Origin of the sequence: Acinetobacter lwoffii (genome assembly GCF_024129595.1) — a bacterium.
GTDB lineage: Bacteria > Pseudomonadota > Gammaproteobacteria > Pseudomonadales > Moraxellaceae > Acinetobacter > Acinetobacter lwoffii_O.
This window is the reverse complement of the sequence record NZ_JAMXXS010000008.1, coordinates 80,438-101,692: the sequence shown is the minus strand read 5'-3', so window position 1 is coordinate 101,692 and position 21,255 is coordinate 80,438. Positions and strand designations below refer to the sequence as shown.

16 protein-coding genes are annotated in these 21,255 nt (G+C 46.1%); 7 read left to right on the top strand and 9 right to left on the bottom strand.

All coding sequences use genetic code 11. The features are described from left to right. The first annotated feature begins 102 nt into the window (after positions 1–102). From NI466_RS06310 to clpB, 3 genes are all read left to right on the top strand, one after another. Positions 103–1,152 (top strand): NADP(H)-dependent aldo-keto reductase, encoded by a 1,050-nt coding sequence (locus tag NI466_RS06310; RefSeq protein WP_004280140.1) that lies wholly within the window; start codon positions 103–105, stop codon positions 1,150–1,152. Positions 1,153–1,295: 143 nt separating this feature from the next. Continuing rightward, a complete protein-coding gene (locus NI466_RS06305) occupies positions 1,296–1,661 on the top strand; it encodes an antitoxin Xre/MbcA/ParS toxin-binding domain-containing protein (RefSeq protein WP_004280138.1) in 366 nt (121 codons plus the stop codon). A gap of 250 nt (positions 1,662–1,911) precedes the next feature. Beyond that, the gene (clpB, locus tag NI466_RS06300) at positions 1,912–4,491 is read left to right on the top strand and encodes an ATP-dependent chaperone ClpB (RefSeq protein ID WP_253173104.1); all 2,580 of its coding nucleotides are present in this window, start codon (positions 1,912–1,914) and stop codon (positions 4,489–4,491) included. A 183-nt stretch (positions 4,492–4,674) separates the two neighbouring features. Here the strand turns inward: clpB and rlmKL are convergent, their stop codons facing one another. Then, positions 4,675–6,879 (bottom strand): bifunctional 23S rRNA (guanine(2069)-N(7))-methyltransferase RlmK/23S rRNA (guanine(2445)-N(2))-methyltransferase RlmL, encoded by a 2,205-nt coding sequence (rlmKL, locus tag NI466_RS06295; protein ID WP_071850358.1) that lies wholly within the window; start codon positions 6,877–6,879, stop codon positions 4,675–4,677. 232 nt (positions 6,880–7,111) lie between these two features. Here rlmKL and NI466_RS06290 point away from each other — a divergent pair, with 232 nt between their 5' ends. The 4 genes from NI466_RS06290 (at position 7,112) to NI466_RS06275 (ending at position 11,616) form a co-directional block, all read left to right on the top strand. After that, the gene (locus NI466_RS06290; protein WP_005251424.1) at positions 7,112–7,456 is read left to right on the top strand and encodes a hypothetical protein; all 345 of its coding nucleotides are present in this window, start codon (positions 7,112–7,114) and stop codon (positions 7,454–7,456) included. 224 nt (positions 7,457–7,680) lie between these two features. Beyond that, a complete protein-coding gene (locus tag NI466_RS06285; RefSeq protein WP_004280134.1) occupies positions 7,681–8,697 on the top strand; it encodes an aspartate carbamoyltransferase catalytic subunit in 1,017 nt (338 codons plus the stop codon). Between the two features lie 10 nt (positions 8,698–8,707). After that, positions 8,708–9,943 carry a dihydroorotase gene (locus NI466_RS06280; RefSeq protein ID WP_004280133.1) on the top strand — a complete coding sequence of 412 codons (1,236 nt, stop codon included), beginning with the start codon at positions 8,708–8,710 and terminating at the stop codon, positions 9,941–9,943. A 182-nt stretch (positions 9,944–10,125) separates the two neighbouring features. After that, positions 10,126–11,616: an OmpA family protein gene (locus tag NI466_RS06275; protein WP_004646583.1), complete on the top strand. Its 1,491-nt coding sequence runs from the start codon at positions 10,126–10,128 to the stop codon at positions 11,614–11,616. A 54-nt stretch (positions 11,617–11,670) separates the two neighbouring features. Here NI466_RS06275 and NI466_RS06270 read toward each other — a convergent pair whose 3' ends face one another. The 8 genes from NI466_RS06270 to NI466_RS06235 all read right to left on the bottom strand — a co-directional run bounded on the left by NI466_RS06270 (position 11,671) and on the right by NI466_RS06235 (position 21,148). Next, positions 11,671–13,083: a short-chain fatty acid transporter gene (locus tag NI466_RS06270; protein WP_004646585.1), complete on the bottom strand. Its 1,413-nt coding sequence runs from the start codon at positions 13,081–13,083 to the stop codon at positions 11,671–11,673. 96 nt (positions 13,084–13,179) lie between these two features. After that, entirely contained in the window at positions 13,180–13,818 is a 639-nt protein-coding gene (locus tag NI466_RS06265) for a CoA transferase subunit B (protein ID WP_004646586.1), read from the bottom strand. Positions 13,819–13,820: 2 nt separating this feature from the next. Continuing rightward, positions 13,821–14,525, bottom strand: a complete 705-nt coding sequence (locus NI466_RS06260) for a CoA transferase subunit A (protein WP_213687121.1) — start codon at positions 14,523–14,525, stop codon at positions 13,821–13,823. Positions 14,526–14,618: 93 nt separating this feature from the next. Further along, positions 14,619–15,521: a hydroxymethylglutaryl-CoA lyase gene (locus tag NI466_RS06255; RefSeq protein ID WP_253173102.1), complete on the bottom strand. Its 903-nt coding sequence runs from the start codon at positions 15,519–15,521 to the stop codon at positions 14,619–14,621. After that, the gene (locus NI466_RS06250) at positions 15,518–17,512 is read right to left on the bottom strand and encodes an acetyl/propionyl/methylcrotonyl-CoA carboxylase subunit alpha (protein ID WP_253173100.1); all 1,995 of its coding nucleotides are present in this window, start codon (positions 17,510–17,512) and stop codon (positions 15,518–15,520) included. Before NI466_RS06250 ends, NI466_RS06255 begins: the two co-directional genes overlap by 4 nt. A gap of 19 nt (positions 17,513–17,531) precedes the next feature. Next, positions 17,532–18,326, bottom strand: coding sequence for an enoyl-CoA hydratase/isomerase family protein (locus NI466_RS06245; protein WP_180186272.1), 795 nt, complete (start codon positions 18,324–18,326; stop codon positions 17,532–17,534). Between the two features lie 12 nt (positions 18,327–18,338). Next, positions 18,339–19,940 (bottom strand): carboxyl transferase domain-containing protein, encoded by a 1,602-nt coding sequence (locus NI466_RS06240; RefSeq protein ID WP_253173098.1) that lies wholly within the window; start codon positions 19,938–19,940, stop codon positions 18,339–18,341. Between the two features lie 35 nt (positions 19,941–19,975). Beyond that, positions 19,976–21,148: an isovaleryl-CoA dehydrogenase gene (locus NI466_RS06235; RefSeq protein WP_253173096.1), complete on the bottom strand. Its 1,173-nt coding sequence runs from the start codon at positions 21,146–21,148 to the stop codon at positions 19,976–19,978. Between the last annotated feature and the right edge of the window lie 107 nt (positions 21,149–21,255).

Here is a 21,255-nt window from a genome sequence, read left to right as displayed (position 1 = left end):
AACAAGCTTCTCAGAAAAGATGATTTAAGTCTCCCTTATAATTCCGATAGGCTATAGCCCACTTGATCTCAATTCACTGAATAAAATTCACAGGATGTTTTTATGCAATTCAGACCATTGGCGGATACCGGCATTTTTTTGCCAGAAATTTGTTTGGGCACCATGACCTTTGGTGAGCAGAACACACAAGAACAGGCTTTTCAGCAACTGGATTATGCTTTAGATCAGGGAGTGTATTTCTGGGATACTGCGGAAATGTACCCGGTACCGCCAAAACCTGAAACGCAGGGTGCTACCGAGCGTATTATCGGGAACTGGATCGCTGCCCGTGGTGGCCGTGACAAACTTTTTTTAGCCTCAAAAATTGCCGGACCCTCGCAAGGTGGTAGCCATATCCGGGATGGTAAAACCCGTTTCGTTGCCGATGAAATTTCAGCAGCAATTGACCAGTCATTGTCACGCCTGCAAACGGATTATATTGACCTGTATCAGCTGCACTGGCCGCAACGCCCAACCAATTTCTTTGGCAAGCTGGGTTATGGCAATGCTGAAGCGGCAGAAGACCGTACCGTGACAGATCTCGAAGAAACCCTGACCGCCTTGCAGGATGAAATTAAAAAAGGCCGTATCCGTTATATTGGTCTTTCCAATGAAACCCCGTGGGGCACGATGAAATTTCTGCACCTCGCAGAGAAATTAGGTTTGTCCAAATTTGTCAGTGTACAAAACCCATATAACCTGCTGAACCGTACTTATGAAATCGGCATGTCAGAAATTGCCCATTATGAAGGTGTGGGCTTGTTGGCGTATTCACCTTTGGCATTTGGTTATCTGACCGGTAAATTCCGGCATGGTGCACGTCCTGCCAATGCGCGTGTAACACTGTTCTCCCGCTTTAGCCGTTATAGCAATCCGCAAAGTGAATGGGCAACCGAGCAATATGCCCAGCTGGCAGAACAGCATGGCTTAAGTCTTACCCAATTGGCTTTGGCCTTTATCAAGCAGCAGTTCTTTGTGACCAGTACGATTATTGGTGCCACCAATCTGGATCAGCTGAAAGAAAATATTCAGGCATTTGAAATTGATCTGTCTGAGGAAATACTGAAAGGTATTGAGGCAATTCACCGTCAGCAACCGAATCCGGCACCATAATCATGGTGTTGTTATTTTAAAGCACCCTCCAAGCGAGGGTGTTTTAATTTTATGAGAAATTAAATTTGATGATAAACAACATGGCCGGAAAACAATAAAAGCAGCATAATCGAAATAAGACGCATCAAGATGATTTGATAAAAATGAATAGTGAAACAGGTATTTCTAAATCCCAAGTATTAGCTATAGCAGTATTCAACTTAGCTGAGCAGTTGCAACTGAAAGAATTCGAACTTGCATTGATTCTGGGTTTATCTGAGGCGGAATTATCTCTGGTTATAAATGAAAAAGAATTAGAACCAGATACTACAGCAGGCGAAAAAGCTATAGCTTTAGTAAATATCTATCAAAAGTTATTTAGCTTGCATGGTGGAGACTTGAGCTGGATGCGGCAGTTTATCAATTCACCTAACAAGCTTTTGGATCAGCAAACGCCAAGATCTCTAATGCAAACAGAACATGGTTTGAGTGAAGTATTGCGATTACTAGGAAGGTTGCAACCGTACTAAAAATATCTCTCTATTCTCTACTAAGCCGAAAAATAGCAGAGTAAATTAAATAAAATATGAATTGTTTATCTTCACCTTAAAAATTCTTCTAACCTCACTTGAAATATGATTTGATCACACCAATATTATTATTAAAGACTGTCTAATATTTATATTAAGTTTTTGAAAAATATATAAAAATGATTTGAAATTTTATCAAGTGCACCCATATATCCATCAAGTAGAAAATTTGTTGTGAGGAATAACAAGAATGCGTTTTGAAAAATTTACCAATCGCCTGCAGCAAACCCTTTCCGATGCGCAATCGCTGGCCATGAGTAAGGATCATACCTCCATTGATGGGATCCATATCTTGGCCACCTTGATGGATGAAGCATCCAATGTCAGCCTGCTGCAACAGGCCGGTGCTAATCTGCGTGAGCTACAAACCAAGCTGCAAACAGCATTGAGCAATGCGGCAACCCTGACCAATCCATCAGCAGATATCAACCTCAGTCCTGAAGCGGCAAAAGTATTGCATCTGGCAGACAGCTTTGCGCAAAAAGCCGGAGATGAGTTTTTATCTACGGATTGGGTGCTGTTGGCGCTGGCAGAAACCGGAAATACCAAAACCTTATTAAATAGTATTGGCGTAAAGGCAGAGACTTTAGGCCAAGTGATTAATCAATTTCGAGGCGATGAAAAAGTCATGAGCAATAATCATGAAGATCAGCGTGATTCACTGAATAAGTACACCATTGATTTAACTGAACGTGCGTTGGCAGGCAAGCTTGATCCTGTGATTGGCCGTGATGATGAAATCCGTCGTACCATTCAGGTCTTATCACGCCGTACCAAAAATAACCCGGTACTCATCGGTGAGCCAGGGGTCGGTAAAACCGCAATCGTCGAAGGTCTGGCGCAGCGGATTATCAATGGTGAAGTGCCTGAAGGACTCAAAGGTAAACGTGTTTTATCACTTGATCTGGGTTCTTTGCTGGCCGGTGCCAAATACCGTGGTGAGTTTGAAGAACGCTTAAAAGCCGTTCTGAAAGATATTGCCAAACACGAAGGCGAAATCATCCTGTTTATCGACGAGTTGCATACCCTGGTGGGTGCTGGTAAAGGTGATGGCGCGATGGATGCCGGTAACATGCTGAAACCTGCGTTGGCCCGTGGCGAGCTGCGCTGTGTCGGTGCGACCACACTGGATGAATATCGTCAGTATATTGAAAAAGATGCAGCGCTGGAACGTCGTTTCCAGAAAGTACTGGTCGATGAGCCAAGCGTGGAAGATACCATTGCGATTCTGCGTGGTCTGAAAGATCGCTATGCAACCCATCACGGGGTACAGATTCTGGATTCCGCGATTATTGCGGCGGCGAAAATGTCACATCGTTATATTACCGACCGTCAGTTGCCGGATAAAGCTATTGACCTGATTGATGAAGCAGCATCGCGCATCAAAATGGAACTCGATTCTAAACCAGAAGCACTGGATAAACTGGAACGCCGTCTGATTCAGTTAAAAATGCAGCTGGAAGCGGTGAAAAAAGATGAAGACTCAGGTGCCAAAGCTGAGATTCAATACTTGTCCGATCAGATCGCCACAGTTGAAAAAGAGTATCATGACCTAGAAGAAGTCTGGCGCGCAGATAAAGCGCTGGTCGAAGGCAATAAAGACGTACAGATCAAACTGGATCAGGCGCGTACAGCACTTGAAAAAGCGCAACGTGAAGGTGATCTGGGCGAGGCAGCACGTTTGCAATATGGCGTGATTCCAGAGTTGCAAAAGCAGCTTGAGCTGGCTGAAAAAGCCGATGAAAGTGCAACGCCAAAATTGCTGCGTAACAAAGTCACCGACAATGAAATCGCAGAAGTGGTCAGTGCAGCCACAGGAATTCCTGTGGCGAAAATGCTGCAAGGCGAGCGTGACAAACTTCTACATATGGAAGAATTTCTGCATAACCGTGTGGTAGGGCAAGATGAAGCCGTAGTTGCGGTGTCTAATGCGGTGCGCCGTTCACGTGCCGGTCTGTCAGATCCGAACCGTCCAAGTGGATCATTCCTGTTCCTGGGGCCAACGGGTGTGGGTAAAACAGAATTGACCAAAGCCTTAGCGAACTTCCTGTTTGACAGCGACGATGCCATGGTGCGTATCGATATGTCGGAATTTATGGAAAAACATTCGGTGAGCCGTTTGGTCGGTGCGCCTCCGGGCTATGTCGGTTATGAAGAAGGTGGGGTGCTTACTGAAGCCGTACGTCGTAAACCGTATAGTGTGATCTTGTTTGATGAAGTCGAAAAAGCGCATCCGGACGTATTTAACATCTTGCTACAGGTACTGGATGATGGCCGTTTAACTGACTCGCAAGGCCGGGTAGTGGACTTTAAAAACTCTGTGATCGTCATGACTTCGAACCTGGGTTCGCAGGATGTACGTGAATTGGGCGGTAATGCCACTAAAGAAGAAGTCCGTACGGTGGTGATGAATGCGGTATCGGAACATTTCCGTCCAGAATTTATTAACCGTATTGATGAGCTGGTAGTGTTCCATGCGCTGGAAAAAGACCAGATTCGCGGTATTGCCGATATCCAGTTGAACCGTTTACGTCAACGTCTGGCAGAACGCGATATGCGCTTGTCGGTAGACGATACTGCCTTCGATCAGTTAATCGATGCTGGCTTTGATCCGCTGTATGGTGCACGTCCACTGAAACGTGCAATCCAGCAGCGTATTGAAAATGGACTGGCTCAGAAAATTCTTGCAGGAGACTTCCAGCCGGGCGATACCATTCTGGTAAAAGCTGAAGCAGGTGAGTTAATCTTCGAAAAAATGAAACTTAACTAAACCGGTTCTCCTTGCAACAAAAACCCAGCCTAGGCTGGGTTTTTTTAATCTTATTTTTAACTTCGGGCATCACAACACTTTTGTATTCTTGTTGCGGCGAGCTTTAAAGCATTGCTTAAAACTCACCTCAGGAAAAATAAAGAAGATATCAATCGTGATAAAGACAGTTAATTCATCATCAAATTACACTTGTGGATGACGGATTTTCCAGGCACGGTGAATCTTTTGATTACGCTTGAAGTCAGGCCCAATGGTTTCTTGAGTGATTTCTTCAACATCAAAGAAGGCTAGAATTTCTTCATCCATCTCAAAACCGCGATAGTTATTTGAGAAATACAAGGTACCATCAGTCGTTAAGCGATTCATGGCACGTTTTAATAGGGACAAATGGTCACGCTGTACATCAAAGGTCCCGTAGAACTTCTTCGAGTTTGAGAAGGTTGGTGGGTCGATAAAGATCAACTCATATTGCTCATGACCTTCTTTTAGCCATTCGAAACAGTCAGAGGCAAAGAACTGATGCTGTTCATCCGCATGATCCACGGTTAAGCCGTTCAGAACAAAATTTTCTTTAGACCAGTTCAAATAAGTATTCGACAGATCGACGCTGGTTGTACTTGCAGCACCACCCAAAGCAGCATGTAAACTTGCCGTTGAGGTATAGCTGTACAGGTTCAGGAAGTGTTTGCCTTTTGCTTCACGTGCAATACGTAAACGCATTTGACGGTGATCCAGAAACAGACCGGTATCCAGATAATCGGTCAGGTTGACCAGAATCTTGGCTTGACCTTCCTGAACGATAAAACGCTTGGATGCTGTACTTTGTTTGGTGTACTGGTTTTTACCTTCCTGACGTGCACGGGTCTTGATAAAGATCGCATCACGGCCCAAACCGGTCACGGCACGAATGGCCTGTAAGGCCAGGTTGAAACGTTTTTTGGCTTTTTCCGGATCAATAGTTTTAGGTGGCGCATATTCTTGTACATGCAAACGCTCGCCATACAGATCTACTGCGACGTTAAAATCAGGTAAATCTGCATCATAGAGACGTAAACAATGGATCTGTTCCTTGACTGCCCATTTTTTTAGAGCTTGCATATTTTTGGTCAGACGGTTGGCAAACTCCATCGCACCTTCAATCGGTTCAAACTGCTGAGGCTGCCAGCTTTCTAGGAATGGACGTACCACTGCGGCCGGTTTAACCGTACCGAAGCGGATATAGATCGGCAATTTACCATTCATCAAACGCAGGATTTGCGGATCATTGAACGCCAGCACATCGGCCTGTTCCACTTGGGAGGCAATCACAGCCGCTTTTTGATTCGGGAAATTCTTTTGCAATAAAGCCGATAAACCCAGGTATAAAGAACGGTTTTGCGCTTTATCGCCGAGACGTTCGCCATATGGCGGGTTGGTCACGAAGAATACTTTCTTGCCTTCTGCATGGAAATCAGGCCAGTCATTTAAAGTCCGTTCTTCGATCATGATATTGTCGAGAGCAGCTTCAAAACCCGCCGCGATAATATTTTGTCTGGTGGCTTTAACCGCTTCCCAGTCCGCATCGAAGGCATAGAATTGTGGTAATGGATTTTCCATTGCCGCTTGATGACGTTCAGCAGCTTCGGCCTTGATGCTCATCCACAGTTCATGGTCATGGCCATTCCAGCCATTAAAACCGAAACGACGGACCAGACCCGGTGCACGGTCGGTCAAAATCATTAGGGATTCAATAATAAAGGTACCTGAACCACACATTGGATCGACAATGATGTCTGGATTAATCTGTTTAAGCTGGCCTTTTTGTAGAATCGCAGCGGCCAGGTTTTCCTTGATTGGGGCGTCAGTCATAAAGCGGCGATAACCGCGTTTATGCAAAGAGTCGCCAGACAGGTCCAGGCAGTAAGTATGTTCTTTCTTGCCTGCCAGAATATACATGGTAATTTCAGGCTGTTTGGTATCAATGCTTGGACGTTTGCCTACGGCTTCCATAAAGGAATCTACGACACCATCTTTGGCACGTAAAGTCGCAAACTGGGTATTGACCTTGATATCACGTTCGACATGCAAACGAATCGCAAAGGTACTTTGTGGTGCAAAAATCAGCGACCAGTCAAAGCTGAGAGCCCCTTCATAGAGTTCTTCTGCCACATCACGGGCATCATGAGAAAATTCAATTTCATGCGTGTGGATCGGCATCAAGACACGTGAAGCCAGACGTGACCACATGCAGATACGATAAGCATTTTCCAGTGTACCTTTAAAGGTTAAACGGCCTGGAAAACGCTCAATATTCTGAACACCTAAGCCTTGTATTTCTTCTTCTAATAAGGTTTCCAGACCATCGGCACAGGTGACCCAATAATTGCTTAAACGTGGAGAGGTATTCATATAATAGAGAGACCAAAAAAGATAAATAAAAAACTGCGCTAAGTTTACCGTATTTTTATATTGAAAGCTTTTGAAATTCTCTGAAAGGCCGTGGCATGTGATAGAGAAAAATAATATTCACACTATAAATTGAGGAACTGGTATGCATTTTGCTCTATACATGGCAAATCAGGCGGTCAGTCGATGGGGAGCGATGGCTGCCTGATTTTTCAATTTTATAATGGGGGTTAAGATGTTAGAGAATCAGTTACGCAACCATGACGCTTTTTCAGTGGCCACTTTAATTTATGCACGTTTACGACGGGTTTCCGGTCGGGTAATTGATGCAATTTATCTGGCAGAGAACCTGGATTATGCCCGGCATGTGATTCAACTGGCAGAGCAAACCCAGGATCCAGATTTGAATCATCTGATCCAGCGCCTCAAAATGGTACTGGAGATTTCTGAAACAGCACAAGACTCACAAACAGAATCTGCACACCCGATCCAGCAGGAAGGGCTGATCTCGGTCGAACCGGATGAAGACGATATCTATCGTGCACAGGTGTCACATCGGTATATTGGTGCACTGCGTTAAACCTGAGATGGGTGTGAATGCTCCAGACTGAAGCGCCCGTTGGTTTTGTACTTAAAATCAGCAAGATGCAAATTGGGTTAAATTATCTTATTGAAAAAATACAAAGGAATCTGATTTTCTATTTTTATTGTTCAGATGCTTTTTGTACAAGTAGCAGCGTGGCCAACTATAAAAATTCGCCAATCTCTGTATAATATGTTGACTTAACGCATAAGGAATCTCTCATGCACTTGGCGGCATTGCATACACCGAGCCAGATTCAACTCAATAAAGAAGGTAATCTAAAACACTTCTTGACCATCGAAGGTCTTTCTAAAGAAACCCTGACAAAAATATTGGACACTGCGCAGTCCTTTTTTAATGACCAAAATCAGCTGATCACCAATAATTTGCTCGAAGGCAAAACGGTGATGAACCTGTTCTTCGAAAATTCAACCCGTACCCGCACCACCTTTGAAGCCGCTGCCAAGCGCCTTTCTGCCAACGTTCTCAATATCGATATTGCCCGTTCGAGTACTTCCAAAGGTGAAACCCTGCGTGACACCTTATGGAATCTGGAAGCCATGGCGGCCGATATTTTCGTGGTGCGTCATTCATCTTCAGGGGCAGCGCATTTTATTGCCAAGGATGTCTGTCCAACAGTGGCAATTATTAATGCCGGTGATGGCCGTCATGCGCATCCGACTCAAGCGATGCTGGACATGCTGACCATTCGCCGCGAAACCAATAAAAAATTCGAAGAAATGTCGATTGCCATTATTGGCGATATCAAGCATTCACGTGTCGCGCGTTCAGATGTGGCTGCCTTGCAAACTTTAGGTTGCCAGGATATCCGGGTGATTGCACCGAATACCTTGCTGCCATTGGGTTTTGAAGAATATGGCGATGGTGTTCGTCTATTTAACAATATGGAAGACGGCATCAAAGACTGCGACGTGATCATTACCTTACGTATTCAAAACGAGCGTATTGATTCTCCGGCACTGGCCTCGCAAGCAGAGTTCTACAAAATGTATGGCTTGAATAAAGAACGTCTTGCCATGGCCAAACCGGATTGTATCGTGATGCATCCGGGACCAATGAACCGCGGCGTTGAAATCGACTCAAGTATTGCGGATGGTCCGCAATCTGTGATTTTGAAGCAGGTGACCAATGGTATTGCCGTGCGTATGGCGGTGTTGGCTTTATCGATGCAAGGTCAGTTACAAGAACAAGGTTTGATTGAAGCGATTGCGGGTTAAGGAATAAGTCATGACTATTGTAAAAATTGAAAATGTCCGTGTTCTTGATCCAATCCAAAACACTAATTCTATCCAGACCGTGTATCTGGAAAATGGAAAATTCGTTGCAGAAACAGCAGACGTCTCTGAAACGATTGATGGTCAAGGCAAATGGTTAATGCCAACCATGGTCGATTTGTGTGCGCGTTTACGTGAACCGGGTCAACAGCAACACGGTACGCTTAAGTCTGAAGGAAAAGCGGCACGTGAAAATGGCATTTTGCACGTATTTACGCCACCCGATTCAAAGCCAATCGTACAAGATAATGGTGCGCTGATTCACGGTCTGGTCGAAAAAGCCATGCTGGATGGTGGGATCTATCTTCAAGTGATTGGTGCGCAAACCCAAGGCTTAAATGGTCAACAACCGGCAAATATGGCGGGCTTGAAAAAGGGCGGTTGTACTGCGGTTTCCAATGCCAGTGCGCCGTTTGCCAATGATGATGTGGTACTGCGTACCCTTGAATATGCTGCAGGCTTAGACCTGACGGTGGTGTTCTATGCGGAAGAACCACAAATTGCCAAAGACGGCTGTGTGCATGAAGGGTTTATTGCATCACGTCAGGGCTTGCCGATGATTCCGGCACTGGCTGAAACCGTGGCGATTGCCAAATATCTGTTGATGATTGAATCAACCAAAGTACGAGCACACTTTGGTCTGTTGTCTTGTGGTGCTTCGGTGGAATTGATCCGTATTGCCAAGGAAAAAGGCTTACCGGTGACCTGTGATGTGGCCATGCATCAGTTACATTTAACTGATCATTTGATTGATGGATTTAACTCTCTTGCACATGTGCGTCCACCGCTTCGTTCTGAACAGGACAAAGAATTACTGCGTCAGGGTGTAAAATCAGGTGTGATTGATGCGATTTGTACTCATCATGAACCGCTAAGCAGCTCTGCGAAAATGGCGCCGTTTGCTGAAACGCAGCCAGGTTTCACTGCTTTTGATACCTATGTGCCTTTTGGTCTGCAACTGATTCGTGAGGGGTTGTTGACTCCACTGGAGTGGGTGGAAAAAGTGACCCTAGCTCCGGCTCGTGTTGCACAAATGGCAGATCGATGGATAAATGAATCAGGCTGGGTGCTGCTAGATCCGGAACTGGAATGGACCCTGAATAAAGAAAGCATCGTGTCACAAGGTAAAAATACCCCGCTCATTAATCAAAAAGTGCTGGGTAAAGTGGTTCAAACTTTTGCTGCTTAAATGATCCCAATTTTATAAAAGTCAGCTTCGGCTGGCTTTTTTTATTTTTTAAATTTTGTGTTGGTAAAATGAGTACTCAACAAAAACAGTGAAACTTTATGATATTCATACAATTATTTACATTTTCAAAAAATGGGGATCGTTACACTGATTAAATATTAAACATTAGAAAAATCAAAAGAATGGTGACGATTATGAATATAGACTTTATAGAACGCTTAAAAAGCGATGTTACGGCGATTGTGCTTCAAGGTGAAACCGAGCATTTATTTGCCAAAGATCAAGCTTTGGCTCAATTCTATCCCATATTTTTAAGTATATTGCGTGCACGTCCCGCCTGGATTGAGAATCTTGGTCAGCAACTTAATCCAAAAATTCATGAATTATTCAATGCAAATCCGGCACTCAAGCAGCAGTTTCTGGATCAAGTGGATCAGAGCGCGCCACAAGATGAAATAGAGCATACCTTGAACCGGTCAATTGTACCGACTATGAATTTTTTACAGACCGAAGCGGGTGCTTCAAGTCCGGAAGCGATTAGCCATTTGCTGGAAACCCACGCCGATTCGATTCAGCGCGCATTACCCGTTTGGGCTGGACCTATTCTGGCAGCGCTAGGAGTTTCACCCTTGGCAGGGCAAAATTTAAATCAGGAGCCTGTATTGGCGGAGCAGACCATCATTGTTCAGGAAGAAAGAAAAACCGGCTTTTTATGGCCGTTTATTATTTTTCTGATCCTGGCGGGTTTGATCCTGTTTTTGGTTCGTAGCTGCATGCAGGATGATGTTGAAGATTCAAATACCCAAGCGACCAGTGAAGTTGCTGCAGCTCAGCCTGCATCCTTGCGATTAAGTACAGGCAGTAATGGCGAAATTGTCAGTTGTCAATTACAGCTGAATAATCCGCAGTATATGGAAATTTTGCAAAACGAGATCAAACAGATCTTTAATTATAATATTGGTTGTGGGGCGCTGAGCAGTGAGGTTTATCATTCAGAATTTATTGATCAGGATACTATTCCGACTGTGTTGAGAACAATGCAGGGAATGCCAAATGTGTCACTTGACTGGATTGGCAATCAGGTTTCAGTGCGTGCAGCAACCAATGCAGAGGCCGAGCGTCTGGCAGCACAAATTCGTAGTCTGGCCAAAAATGTCACAGTGGTGACCCAGCAGCCGCTCAATAGAAGTGACGTGATTAATACCGCCAATAGTGAGGCAGAACAAGCCTTGGCCAGTATCAAGACCGATAATGTTAAAGCGCTGGATGTGGCGACTGCACTGAATTTACAGATCATTAATTTTGATACGGCATCGACTGAAGTTCCCGAGGTCAATAAATTGGTGCTGGATCAGGCTGCTGCATTATTGCAACGAGCACCGCATGTCATTCTGAAGGTTACAGGACATGCCGATGCTCAGGGTAGTGAAGCAGAAAATAAGGTGCTGTCTGTGCAACGAGCTCAAGCGATTACCAGTTATCTCGTTGGAAAAGGGGTCAATCCTGCACAGTTACAGGCAGTTGGCATGGGAGAGGATCAGCCGGTTGAACCCAATGCCACACCTGCCGGACAGTTTCAGAATCGTCGCGTGACCTTTGAGGTCGTGAATACCGAAACGGGAATTGTACGTGAAGTAGATGATGAAGGTGTAGTTGAGAAGACAGGAAATTAAGAGAGCAGCCTAAATGAAAAAGGACGAATTTTCGTCCTTTTTTATTATCTTAAATTAAGAAAATACCGGCGGGCTATAAGTCAATGTCCGACCAAGGAACCATAGCAGGAACAGTACCAAAGGCAGATGGAAAATCAACTGGGTCACCGTAAATCCAATCACATCTTTGGCTTTTAATTTCAGGATACCCAGCATCGGCAACATAAAGAATGGATTAATCAGATTCGGCAAGGCTTCTGCTGCATTATAAATCTGCACTGACCAGCCCAGATGCACTTTCAAGTCATGTGCAGCCTGCATCACATAGGGTGCTTCGATAATCCATTTTCCACCGCCAGAAGGAATAAAGAAACCCAGAATCGCCGAGTATAAGCCCATCACGATGGCAAAGGTTTCCTGCGAGGCAATGGAAACAAAGAACTCGGCAATGTAATGTGACAATGACAGATCGGCCGGGTTTAGCGCATTGGTCATCATAAAGGCAATACTGCCATACAGTGGAAACTGGATCAGTACCCCCGAAATAGCCGGAACAGCCTTTGAAACTGCATTCAGGAAATTTCGTGGTGTGCCGTGCAAGGCTACACCTAAAATCAGGAAGATAAAGTTATAGGTGTTTAAGCTGGAAATGGCCAGAATCGGGTTGCTTTTGGAAAATTCGTTAAACATCCAGACTGCACCCAGAATCACGATCAAAATGCTTAAAATGGGTGAATTTTCCAGCCAATCCCCCGGTCTTTTTTCGGCAGATACTTCCGGTTTTTCTTCTTCAATCTGAATCGGGAAGTGCTCAATGGTTTTAATGTCAGAGCCTTTAGGTGCTGACCAGTAAGCAATTGCAATTGAAGCCACAATCAGTACCGCTGTCATGATCATGGATTGCGGCAGGAAAATAGTCTCGGTAAATGGAATCACGCCCGTCAGATTATAAATCGGTTCAGGCAGACTGCTTTTATTGGCCTGTAACTGTGCAGCTGAAGAACTGATGCCCAGTGCCCAGGTCGCACCCATCCCGATAATCGCGGCAGCCGCAGCAGCGCGGTAATCCATGTTAAGCTCTTTACGCTGTGCCAGTGCAATCACTAGGAGTGCAGTCAGTACAGTACTCATGGCCCAATTAATCAGAGAAATTAACAGGCTGACCGTGGCGACCAGGACAATCGCACCACGACCGGAATGTGGCAGGCGCGCCATTTTCTGGATCAGAAGCTGGACAGGCTTAGATACGGAAACCACATAACCGACCACGATCAGCATGCACATCTGCAAGGTAAAGGGAATCAGGCTCCAGAAGCCGTCTCCAAAGGAAATCGCGACATCCTGTGCGGGTGCACCAATTCCGATGGCGGCAATCGCCACAATGATGACGCCAAGCAGGGCAAAAATATAAGAATCCGGAAACCATTTTTCAGACCAGTCGCTGACGCGTAAGGCGAAGCGCTGCAAAATATTTTGTTGAGTTTGCATGATTAAAATCCATTTATTCTGCGATTATTATTTTGAAATGAAACGGCTATATATAAAAAAGCCCTCAAGAATGAAGCATCTTAAGGGCTGGCTGGATCAGGCAGCGTTACGTAGTAGCGCTACCCCCGTGACTTTTTGAATCTCTTCAAAACTTACCTCTGGTGCCAGTTCAACCAGTCGAATTCCATCAGGAGTAACATCCAGTACACCGAGATCGGTAATAATCCGGTTCACCACAGCCTGGCCGGTCAGCGGCAGACTACATTCTGGAACTATCTTAGGTGTACCATCTTTGGCGCAGTGTTCCATCAAGACCACGACCTTTTGTACACCCGCGACCAGATCCATGGCACCGCCCATGCCTTTGACCTTTTTGCCTGGAATCATCCAGTTGGCCAGATCACCAGTTTCGGACACTTCCATAGCACCCAGAATGGCAATATTGACATGACCGCCACGGATCATGGCAAAGGAGTCGGCACTTGAGAAAAATGAAGCACCTTTACGCGCGGTAACCGTCTGTTTACCGGCATTGATCAGGTCGGCATCCACTGTCTCCTCGGTTGGAAATTCGCCAATCCCCAGCAGGCCATTTTCCGACTGCAGCCAGACATTGATATTTTCCGGAATATAGTTCGCGACTAGCGTCGGCAGGCCAATCCCTAGATTGACGTAGAAACCATCTTCAAGCTCTTGTGCCGCGCGCTGCGCCATTTCATTACGTGTCCAAGCCATGATCAAGCCTCCGCCTTTAAAGTCATCTGTTCAATACGTTTTTCCGGTTGAGCATTCAGGACTATCCGGTTCACATAAATTCCCGGAAGATGGATTTCGTCCGGATCTAGCACGCCAATTTCGACAATCTCTTCGACTTCAGCAATGGTAATTTTGCCGGCCATGGCACAGACCGGATTAAAGTTCTGGGCGGTTTTACGGAAAATCAGGTTGCCGGCTTTATCGGCCTTATAGGCTTTAACCAGAGCAACATCAGCTGTTAAAGATTCTTCCAGAATGTAAGACTTGCCATTAAATTCACGGACATCCTTACCTTCAGCGATCACGGTTCCGACACCCGTCGCCGTATAAAAAGCCGGAATACCGGCACCGCCAGCACGTAATTTTTCTGCCAGTGTACCCTGTGGGGTCAGTTCAACTTCCAGTTCGCCATTTAAATATTGACGTTCGAATTCCTTGTTTTCACCGACATAAGAGGAGATCATTTTTTTAATCTGTTTTGTTTCCAGTAAAAGCCCCAGACCGAAGCCGTCTACACCGGCATTATTGGAAATACAGGTCAAATTTTTGGCACCAGTTTCTTTTAGGGCCGTGATCAAAGCTTCTGGAATACCACATAGGCCGAAACCACCGACAGCCAGAGTATGACCATCTTGCACCACATCCTTTAAGGCGGATTGAGCGCCGTCATAAACCTTGTTTGACATCTTGTCACCTCTATTGTTATTACAGCAGACTTAAATCTGCTGTTTATATCCTTATGGGTTGCTTAAGTTTATTTTGCTCAAGCATGATTATTGTTAAGCACAGGCTTTTTGCCAGTAGGCATTGGCATAATTGGATGGATTATTGCGCTGCAAGACTTCACTGATATTACGGCTGGCCTGCATCAGGGCATCCAGCTGAATACCGGTTTGAAAGCCCATATTCGAGAGCAGGTAATACAGGTCTTCAGTTGAGACATTGCCGGAAGCGCCTTTGGCATAAGGGCAACCACCTAGGCCGGCAATGGATGAATCAAAGACCCGAATGCCTTGCAGTAAAGACTGGTAAATATTGGCAATGGCCATGCCGTAAGTATTATGAAAATGGCCTGCCAAAACTTTAGTATCAAGTTCAGCCAGACAAGCCTCCCAGACATTTCTTACCCGATCCGGTGTTGCTGTACCAATGGTTTCACCCAACGACACTTCATAGCAGCCCATCTCCAGCAAACGCTGCGTGACTTTCACCACCTGCTTGGGATCAATGGCACCTTCATAAGGACAGTCCACCATGCAGGAAACATAGCCACGTACCTTAATATCATTGGCTTTGGCTGCTGCCATGACATCGGCAAACTTCTCGAAGCTTTCATCAATCGAGCAGTTGATGTTTTTGCGGGTAAAGCTTTCAGAAGCTGCAGTAAATACCGCCACTTCCTTGCAACCCACAGCCAGTGCCGCTTCAAAACCTTTCATGTTTGGGGTTAATAAACTGAACTGAATATTCGGATCTTGGGGTAGGCTGGCAAAGAGCACATCACTGTCTGCCATTTGCGGTACCCATTTGGCTGAAACGCAGGAGCCGACTTCGATGGACTGCAGACCGGTTTTCATCAGGTCCAGAATCAGGTTTTTCCGGTCATCCAATGTCAAAGGTATTTTTTCATTTTGCAGGCCATCGCGTGGCCCGACTTCTACGATTTTGACAAAATCCGTCATGCCACTTCCTCCGCCAGTGGCTGGAACTCGACCAGTTCATCACCGGCTTTAACCTGATCACCCTTCTGAAAATATGAGCTTGCGATGATGCCGTCATGCGGTGCGCGAATCGAGTATTCGATCTTCATGGCTTCCAGCGTCATCAGCACATCATCTTTTTTGACTTTGTCATTGGCTGCCACGAGCACCTGGGTAATGACACCTGGCATTGGTGCGATCAGGTTATTTTCCGTGCCTTGTTCATCCTGATTATTAAAATCAGACTTCAAGTAATTAAACTTATAGCTTTGACCATTCTGGAACAGGGTAATGCCTTGCTCACTCTGGCTAAAAGCCAGTTTTTGCTGTTTACCCGCCAGTTGCAAGGCTAAAGTATGGGCATCGACGAGTTGACCCTGAATCTGAATTTGCTGACCGTTATAGCTGGCAACAAAGCCTTGATCTTGGGTGCTGAACTGAATTTTCAGGTTAATGCCATTGCGTTGTAATTGCACTGTATGGCTATTTTGCTGGTTCAGGCGCCAGAATGCTTTTTGCTGCCACACCGGATTGCTTGGAACGGGATTCTGTGCTTGACGTGCCAGGAGTTCAATCAGTGCGGCACTGACCACCAGTTCGGCACTGATATCCGCAGAAGGTTTGAGCAGGAATTCCTCTTCACGCTGAATCAGGCCAGTATCTAAATGTGCATTTTTAAACGAGTCACACAGCACCAGGCGATCTAGAAAAGCAATATTGTTACCCAGACCATCAACATGGAACTGACCCAGTGCATGGTGCATCTGGGTTAGGGCTGCTTCACGGTTTTTGCCCCAGACAATCAGTTTGGCAATCATCGGATCATAATAGGTGCTGATTTCATCGCCTTCGACAATACCGCTATCCACACGTACACAGTCACTTTGCTCCGGATAATGCAGGTAGCTGATCTGACCAATCGCAGGAATAAAGCCTTTTTCCGGTTCTTCGGCATAAACACGGGCTTCGAGTGCATGTCCATGAATCTGCAACTCATGCTGCTGCTTCGGTAAAGGTTCACCAAAAGCCACGCGCAGTTGCCATTCCACCAGATCCTGTCCGGTAATCATTTCCGTCACTGGATGTTCAACCTGAAGACGGGTGTTCATTTCCATGAAGTAAGCTGTGCCGTCTTGCTCCACGATAAACTCGACTGTACCGGCACCGACATAGTTCACTGCACGCGCAGCATCGATTGCCGCCTGACGCATCGCCTCAAGTTTGTCTTCCGGCATTTTCGGTGCAGGCGCTTCTTCCAGCACTTTCTGGTGACGGCGCTGTACCGAGCAATCACGTTCGAACAGATGTACATAATTGCCGTGGGTATCACCAAACACCTGCACTTCAATATGACGTGGCTGAATCACATAGCGTTCAATCAGAACGTCTTCATTGCCAAAACTTGAACGTGCTTCACTTTTACAAGATGCCAGTGAACTCAGGAAATCTTCACTGCGTTCCACCAGACGCATGCCTTTACCGCCACCGCCGGCACTGGCTTTAATCAATACCGGATAACCAATATTGTCTGCCTGCTGTTTCAGGAAGTCGGCATCCTGATTGGTACCATGATAGCCGGGGGTTAAAGGCACACCGGCTTTTTCCATCAGGGCTTTAGAGGTGGCTTTCAGACCCATTGCCAGAATGGCATCGACTGGTGGGCCAATAAACACAATATTGTTGTCCTGACAGGCCAGGGCGAACTGGTCATTTTCAGACAGGAAACCATAACCTGGGTGAATTGCCTGAGCACCAGTGCTTTTGGCTGCCTGAATAATGTGATCAATCTGTAAATAACTTTGTGCAGCTGGCGATTCACCAATATAGATCGCTTCATCGGCCAGTTTGACATGCTGTGCCTGTGCATCGGCATCGGAGTATACGGCAACGGTGGCAATACCGAGTTTTTTTGCTGTACGAATCACACGGCAGGCAATTTCACCACGGTTGGCAATTAAAATCTTTTCAAACATCGTAGCATCCTTCTTGTTGTTATGCCGTGGTCTTGATCCAGGCCGGGCTTTGTTTGTTTAAAAATGCATTTAGTCCATTTTTCGCCTCATCTCCCTGGCGAATATAGGCAATATGCTGTGCAGTCTTGAGCAGTAAATCTTCGGTCAAAACCTGTTGGTCGACCAGTTGAATCAGTTGTTTTGAGGAATTTTGTGCAGCAGGGCCACCGAGTAACAGGGCTTCAACAATTTCATTAATTTTGCTATCTAAATGTTCCGGTGGAGTGACTTCATGCGCCAGTCCAATGGTTTTGGCCTGTTCCGCAGAAATTCGCTCGGCAGTCAGGAAGTAACGTGAAGCCTGACGCGCACCAATCGCACGAATCACATACGGGCTGATGGTCGAAGGCGCCAGACCTAGGCGTACTTCCGACGTCGCAAACTTGGCATCGGTACTGGCCACGCAAATATCACAAGCTGATGCCAGACCCATACCACCGCCAAAAGCAATGCCATGCACCCGGGCGATGGTTGGCTGCTTTAAAGTCGCTAGGCTTTGCAGCATTTTCGCCAGTTTTAATGCATCTGCTTCGTTGTCTGCTTGAGAAGCCTGACCGGCCTGTTTCATCCAGTTCAAATCGGCACCAGCCGAAAAGCTCTTGCCGCGCCCTGCCAGAATCACCACACGCACATCATCACGGCTATTTAAAGACTGGAAGCAGCGATACAATTCTTCAATGACCTGAGTATTAAAGGCATTGTGCAGTTCAGCGCGATTAATCCAAACCGTTGCCACTTGATTTTGCTGTTCGAGCTGTAAAAATTGATATGTCATTTTTTTCACCTCTTACATGCGGAACACGCCAAACTTGGTCGGCTGGATTGGCGCATTCAGTGCCGCAGCTAAACTAAGACCTAACACTTCACGAGACTGGGCAGGGTCAATGACACCGTCATCCCATAAACGTGCAGAGGCATAATAAGGATGACCTTGGCGTTCGTACTGATCACGAATTGGCTGTTTAAACTGGTCTTCTTCTTCCGCAGACCAGTTAGCGCCTTTGGCTTCAATCTGATCACGTTTTAAGGTCGACAATACGCTGGAGGCCTGTTCACCGCCCATCACTGAAATACGTGAGTTTGGCCAAGTCCACATAAAGCGTGGTGAATACGCGCGGCCACACATACCATAGTTGCCGGCACCAAATGAGCCGCCAATCACTAGAGTCAGTTTCGGTACATTGGCATTGGCGACGGCCATCACCAGCTTAGCACCATTTTTGGCAATGCCTTCATTTTCATACTGGCGGCCGACCATAAAGCCGGTAATATTTTGCAGGAAAATCAGCGGAATATTGCGCTGGGTACACAGTTCAATAAAATGTGCGCCTTTTTGGGCAGACTCGGAAAATAGAATGCCATTATTGGCAATAATCCCGACCGGCATGCCATAGAGCTTGGCAAAACCGGTCACCAGGGTAGTGCCGAAACGTGCCTTGAACTCGTCAAAACGTGAGCCATCGACAATACGCGCTATCACTTCACGGATATCAAAAGGCTTGCGCGCGTCACTCGGCACAATGCCGTACAGTTCCGAACTGTCAAACAGCGGCGCTTCGATTTCATCTGCGGTCTTGTTTGGCTTTTTGTTCAGGTTGGCCACGATGTTGCGGGCAATCGCAAGTGCATGTTCATCGTTTTCAGCCAGATGATCAGCCACGCCAGACAAACGGGTATGCACATCACCACCACCGAGATCCTCACTGGACACCACTTCACCAGTAGCTGCCTTAACTAGAGGAGGGCCGCCGAGGAAGATCGTGCCCTGATTGCGGACAATAATGGTTTCATCTGACATGGCAGGCACATAAGCACCGCCTGCAGTACAGCTGCCCATCACCACTGCAATTTGGGCGATACCTTGGCTCGACATACGTGCCTGATTGTAGAAAATACGGCCGAAGTGATCGCGGTCTGGAAATACTTCATCCTGTAAAGGCAAATATGCACCGCCTGAATCCACCAGATAAATACAAGTCAGATGGTTCTGTTCGGCAATTTCCTGGGCACGTAAATGCTTTTTCACTGTTAATGGATAATAAGTACCGCCTTTCACCGTAGCATCATTGGCGATGATCATGCAGGTCACACCGTTGACCTGACCAACACCAGCGACCACACCTGCGGCAGGAACATCATCCTGATACACCTGATAGGCAGCCAGCTGACCAATTTCCAGAAAAGCGGTTCCTGGATCGATCAGGTGATTAATCCGTTCACGGGGGAGTAATTTGCCACGGTCCAGATGTTTTTGACGGGCAGTTTCGCCACCACCCAAAGCAATTTTTTCAACTTTCTGTTTTAGGTCATCCACCAGTTGCAGCATGGCAGTCTGGTTGGTTTTAAACTCTTCACTACGTATATTGATTTTGCTCGATAACTGATTCATGACCAACATCCTTGTTTTATTCTAAGTGTTAAGGTTTAGGCTGTTTCGTTGAAAAGTTCACGGCCAATCAGCATGCGGCGGATTTCTGAAGTACCGGCGCCAATTTCATACAGTTTGGCATCACGCCATAAACGGCCGGAAGCAAATTCGTTGATATAACCGTTACCACCTAAAGTCTGAATGGTTTCTCCTGCCATCCAAGTCGCTTTTTCAGCAGCATATAAAATGGCACTGGCAGCATCTTTACGCAGGCTACGGCTATGCTCAGCTTTGTCACATTCAGCACCGACCGCATAAACCAGTGCCTTACAGGCTAGCCAGGTCGAATACATGTCGGCAATTTTGCCTTGCATTAACTGGAATTCGCCCAGCGCCTGACCAAACTGTTTACGGTCATGAATATATGGAATCACGGTATCCATACAGGCATCCATAATCCCCAGTGGGCCAGCACTCAATACAGCACGCTCATAGTCCAGACCACTCATCAAGACCTTGGTGCCATTACCGACGCCGCCCATGACGTTTTCTTTGGGTACTTCGACATTGTCAAAAAACAGCGGATAAGTGTTTGAACCGCGCATACCCAGTTTGTCCAAATGTGTGCCATGACTGAAACCTGGCATATTTTTTTCAACCAGAAAGGCGGTCATGCCTTTGGCGCCGGCCTGCAAATCGGTTTTTGCATAGACCACCAGGACATCGGCATCGCCACCATTGGTGATCCACATTTTTGAACCATTCAACAGGTAGTGATCGCCTTTGTCTTCTGCTTTCAGTTTCATGCTCACCACATCCGAGCCTGCATTCGGTTCAGACATTGCCAAGGCACCGACATATTCACCTGAAATCAGTTTAGGCAGATAACGCTGTTTCTGTTCTTCAGTACCATTTCGCTTAATTTGGTTTACACATAGGTTAGAATGTGCGCCATAGGACAGCCCAATGGATGCAGAAGCACGGGAAATTTCCTGCATGGCAATGATGTGCGCCAGATAACCAAAATTTGAACCGCCATATTCCTCACTGACTGTCAGCCCGAGCAGGCCCATCTCGCCAAATTTTTTCCAAAGGTGAGCAGGGAACTCGTTGTCACGGTCAACCTGTTGAGCAATCGGGGTAATTTCTTTGGCGCAAAATGCGGCCACTGAATCACGAAGCGCTATTAGAGTTTCATCCAAACCGAAATCCAAGCTTTGTAAATTCATTCTTCATCCATCCTGAGGTTATATTTGTTGTGTCCAAAAAAGCATTTTTGTTGTGCTTGTGGTTTTAACATACAACGAAAAAATAAAAAAGTGAATCTATATTCACA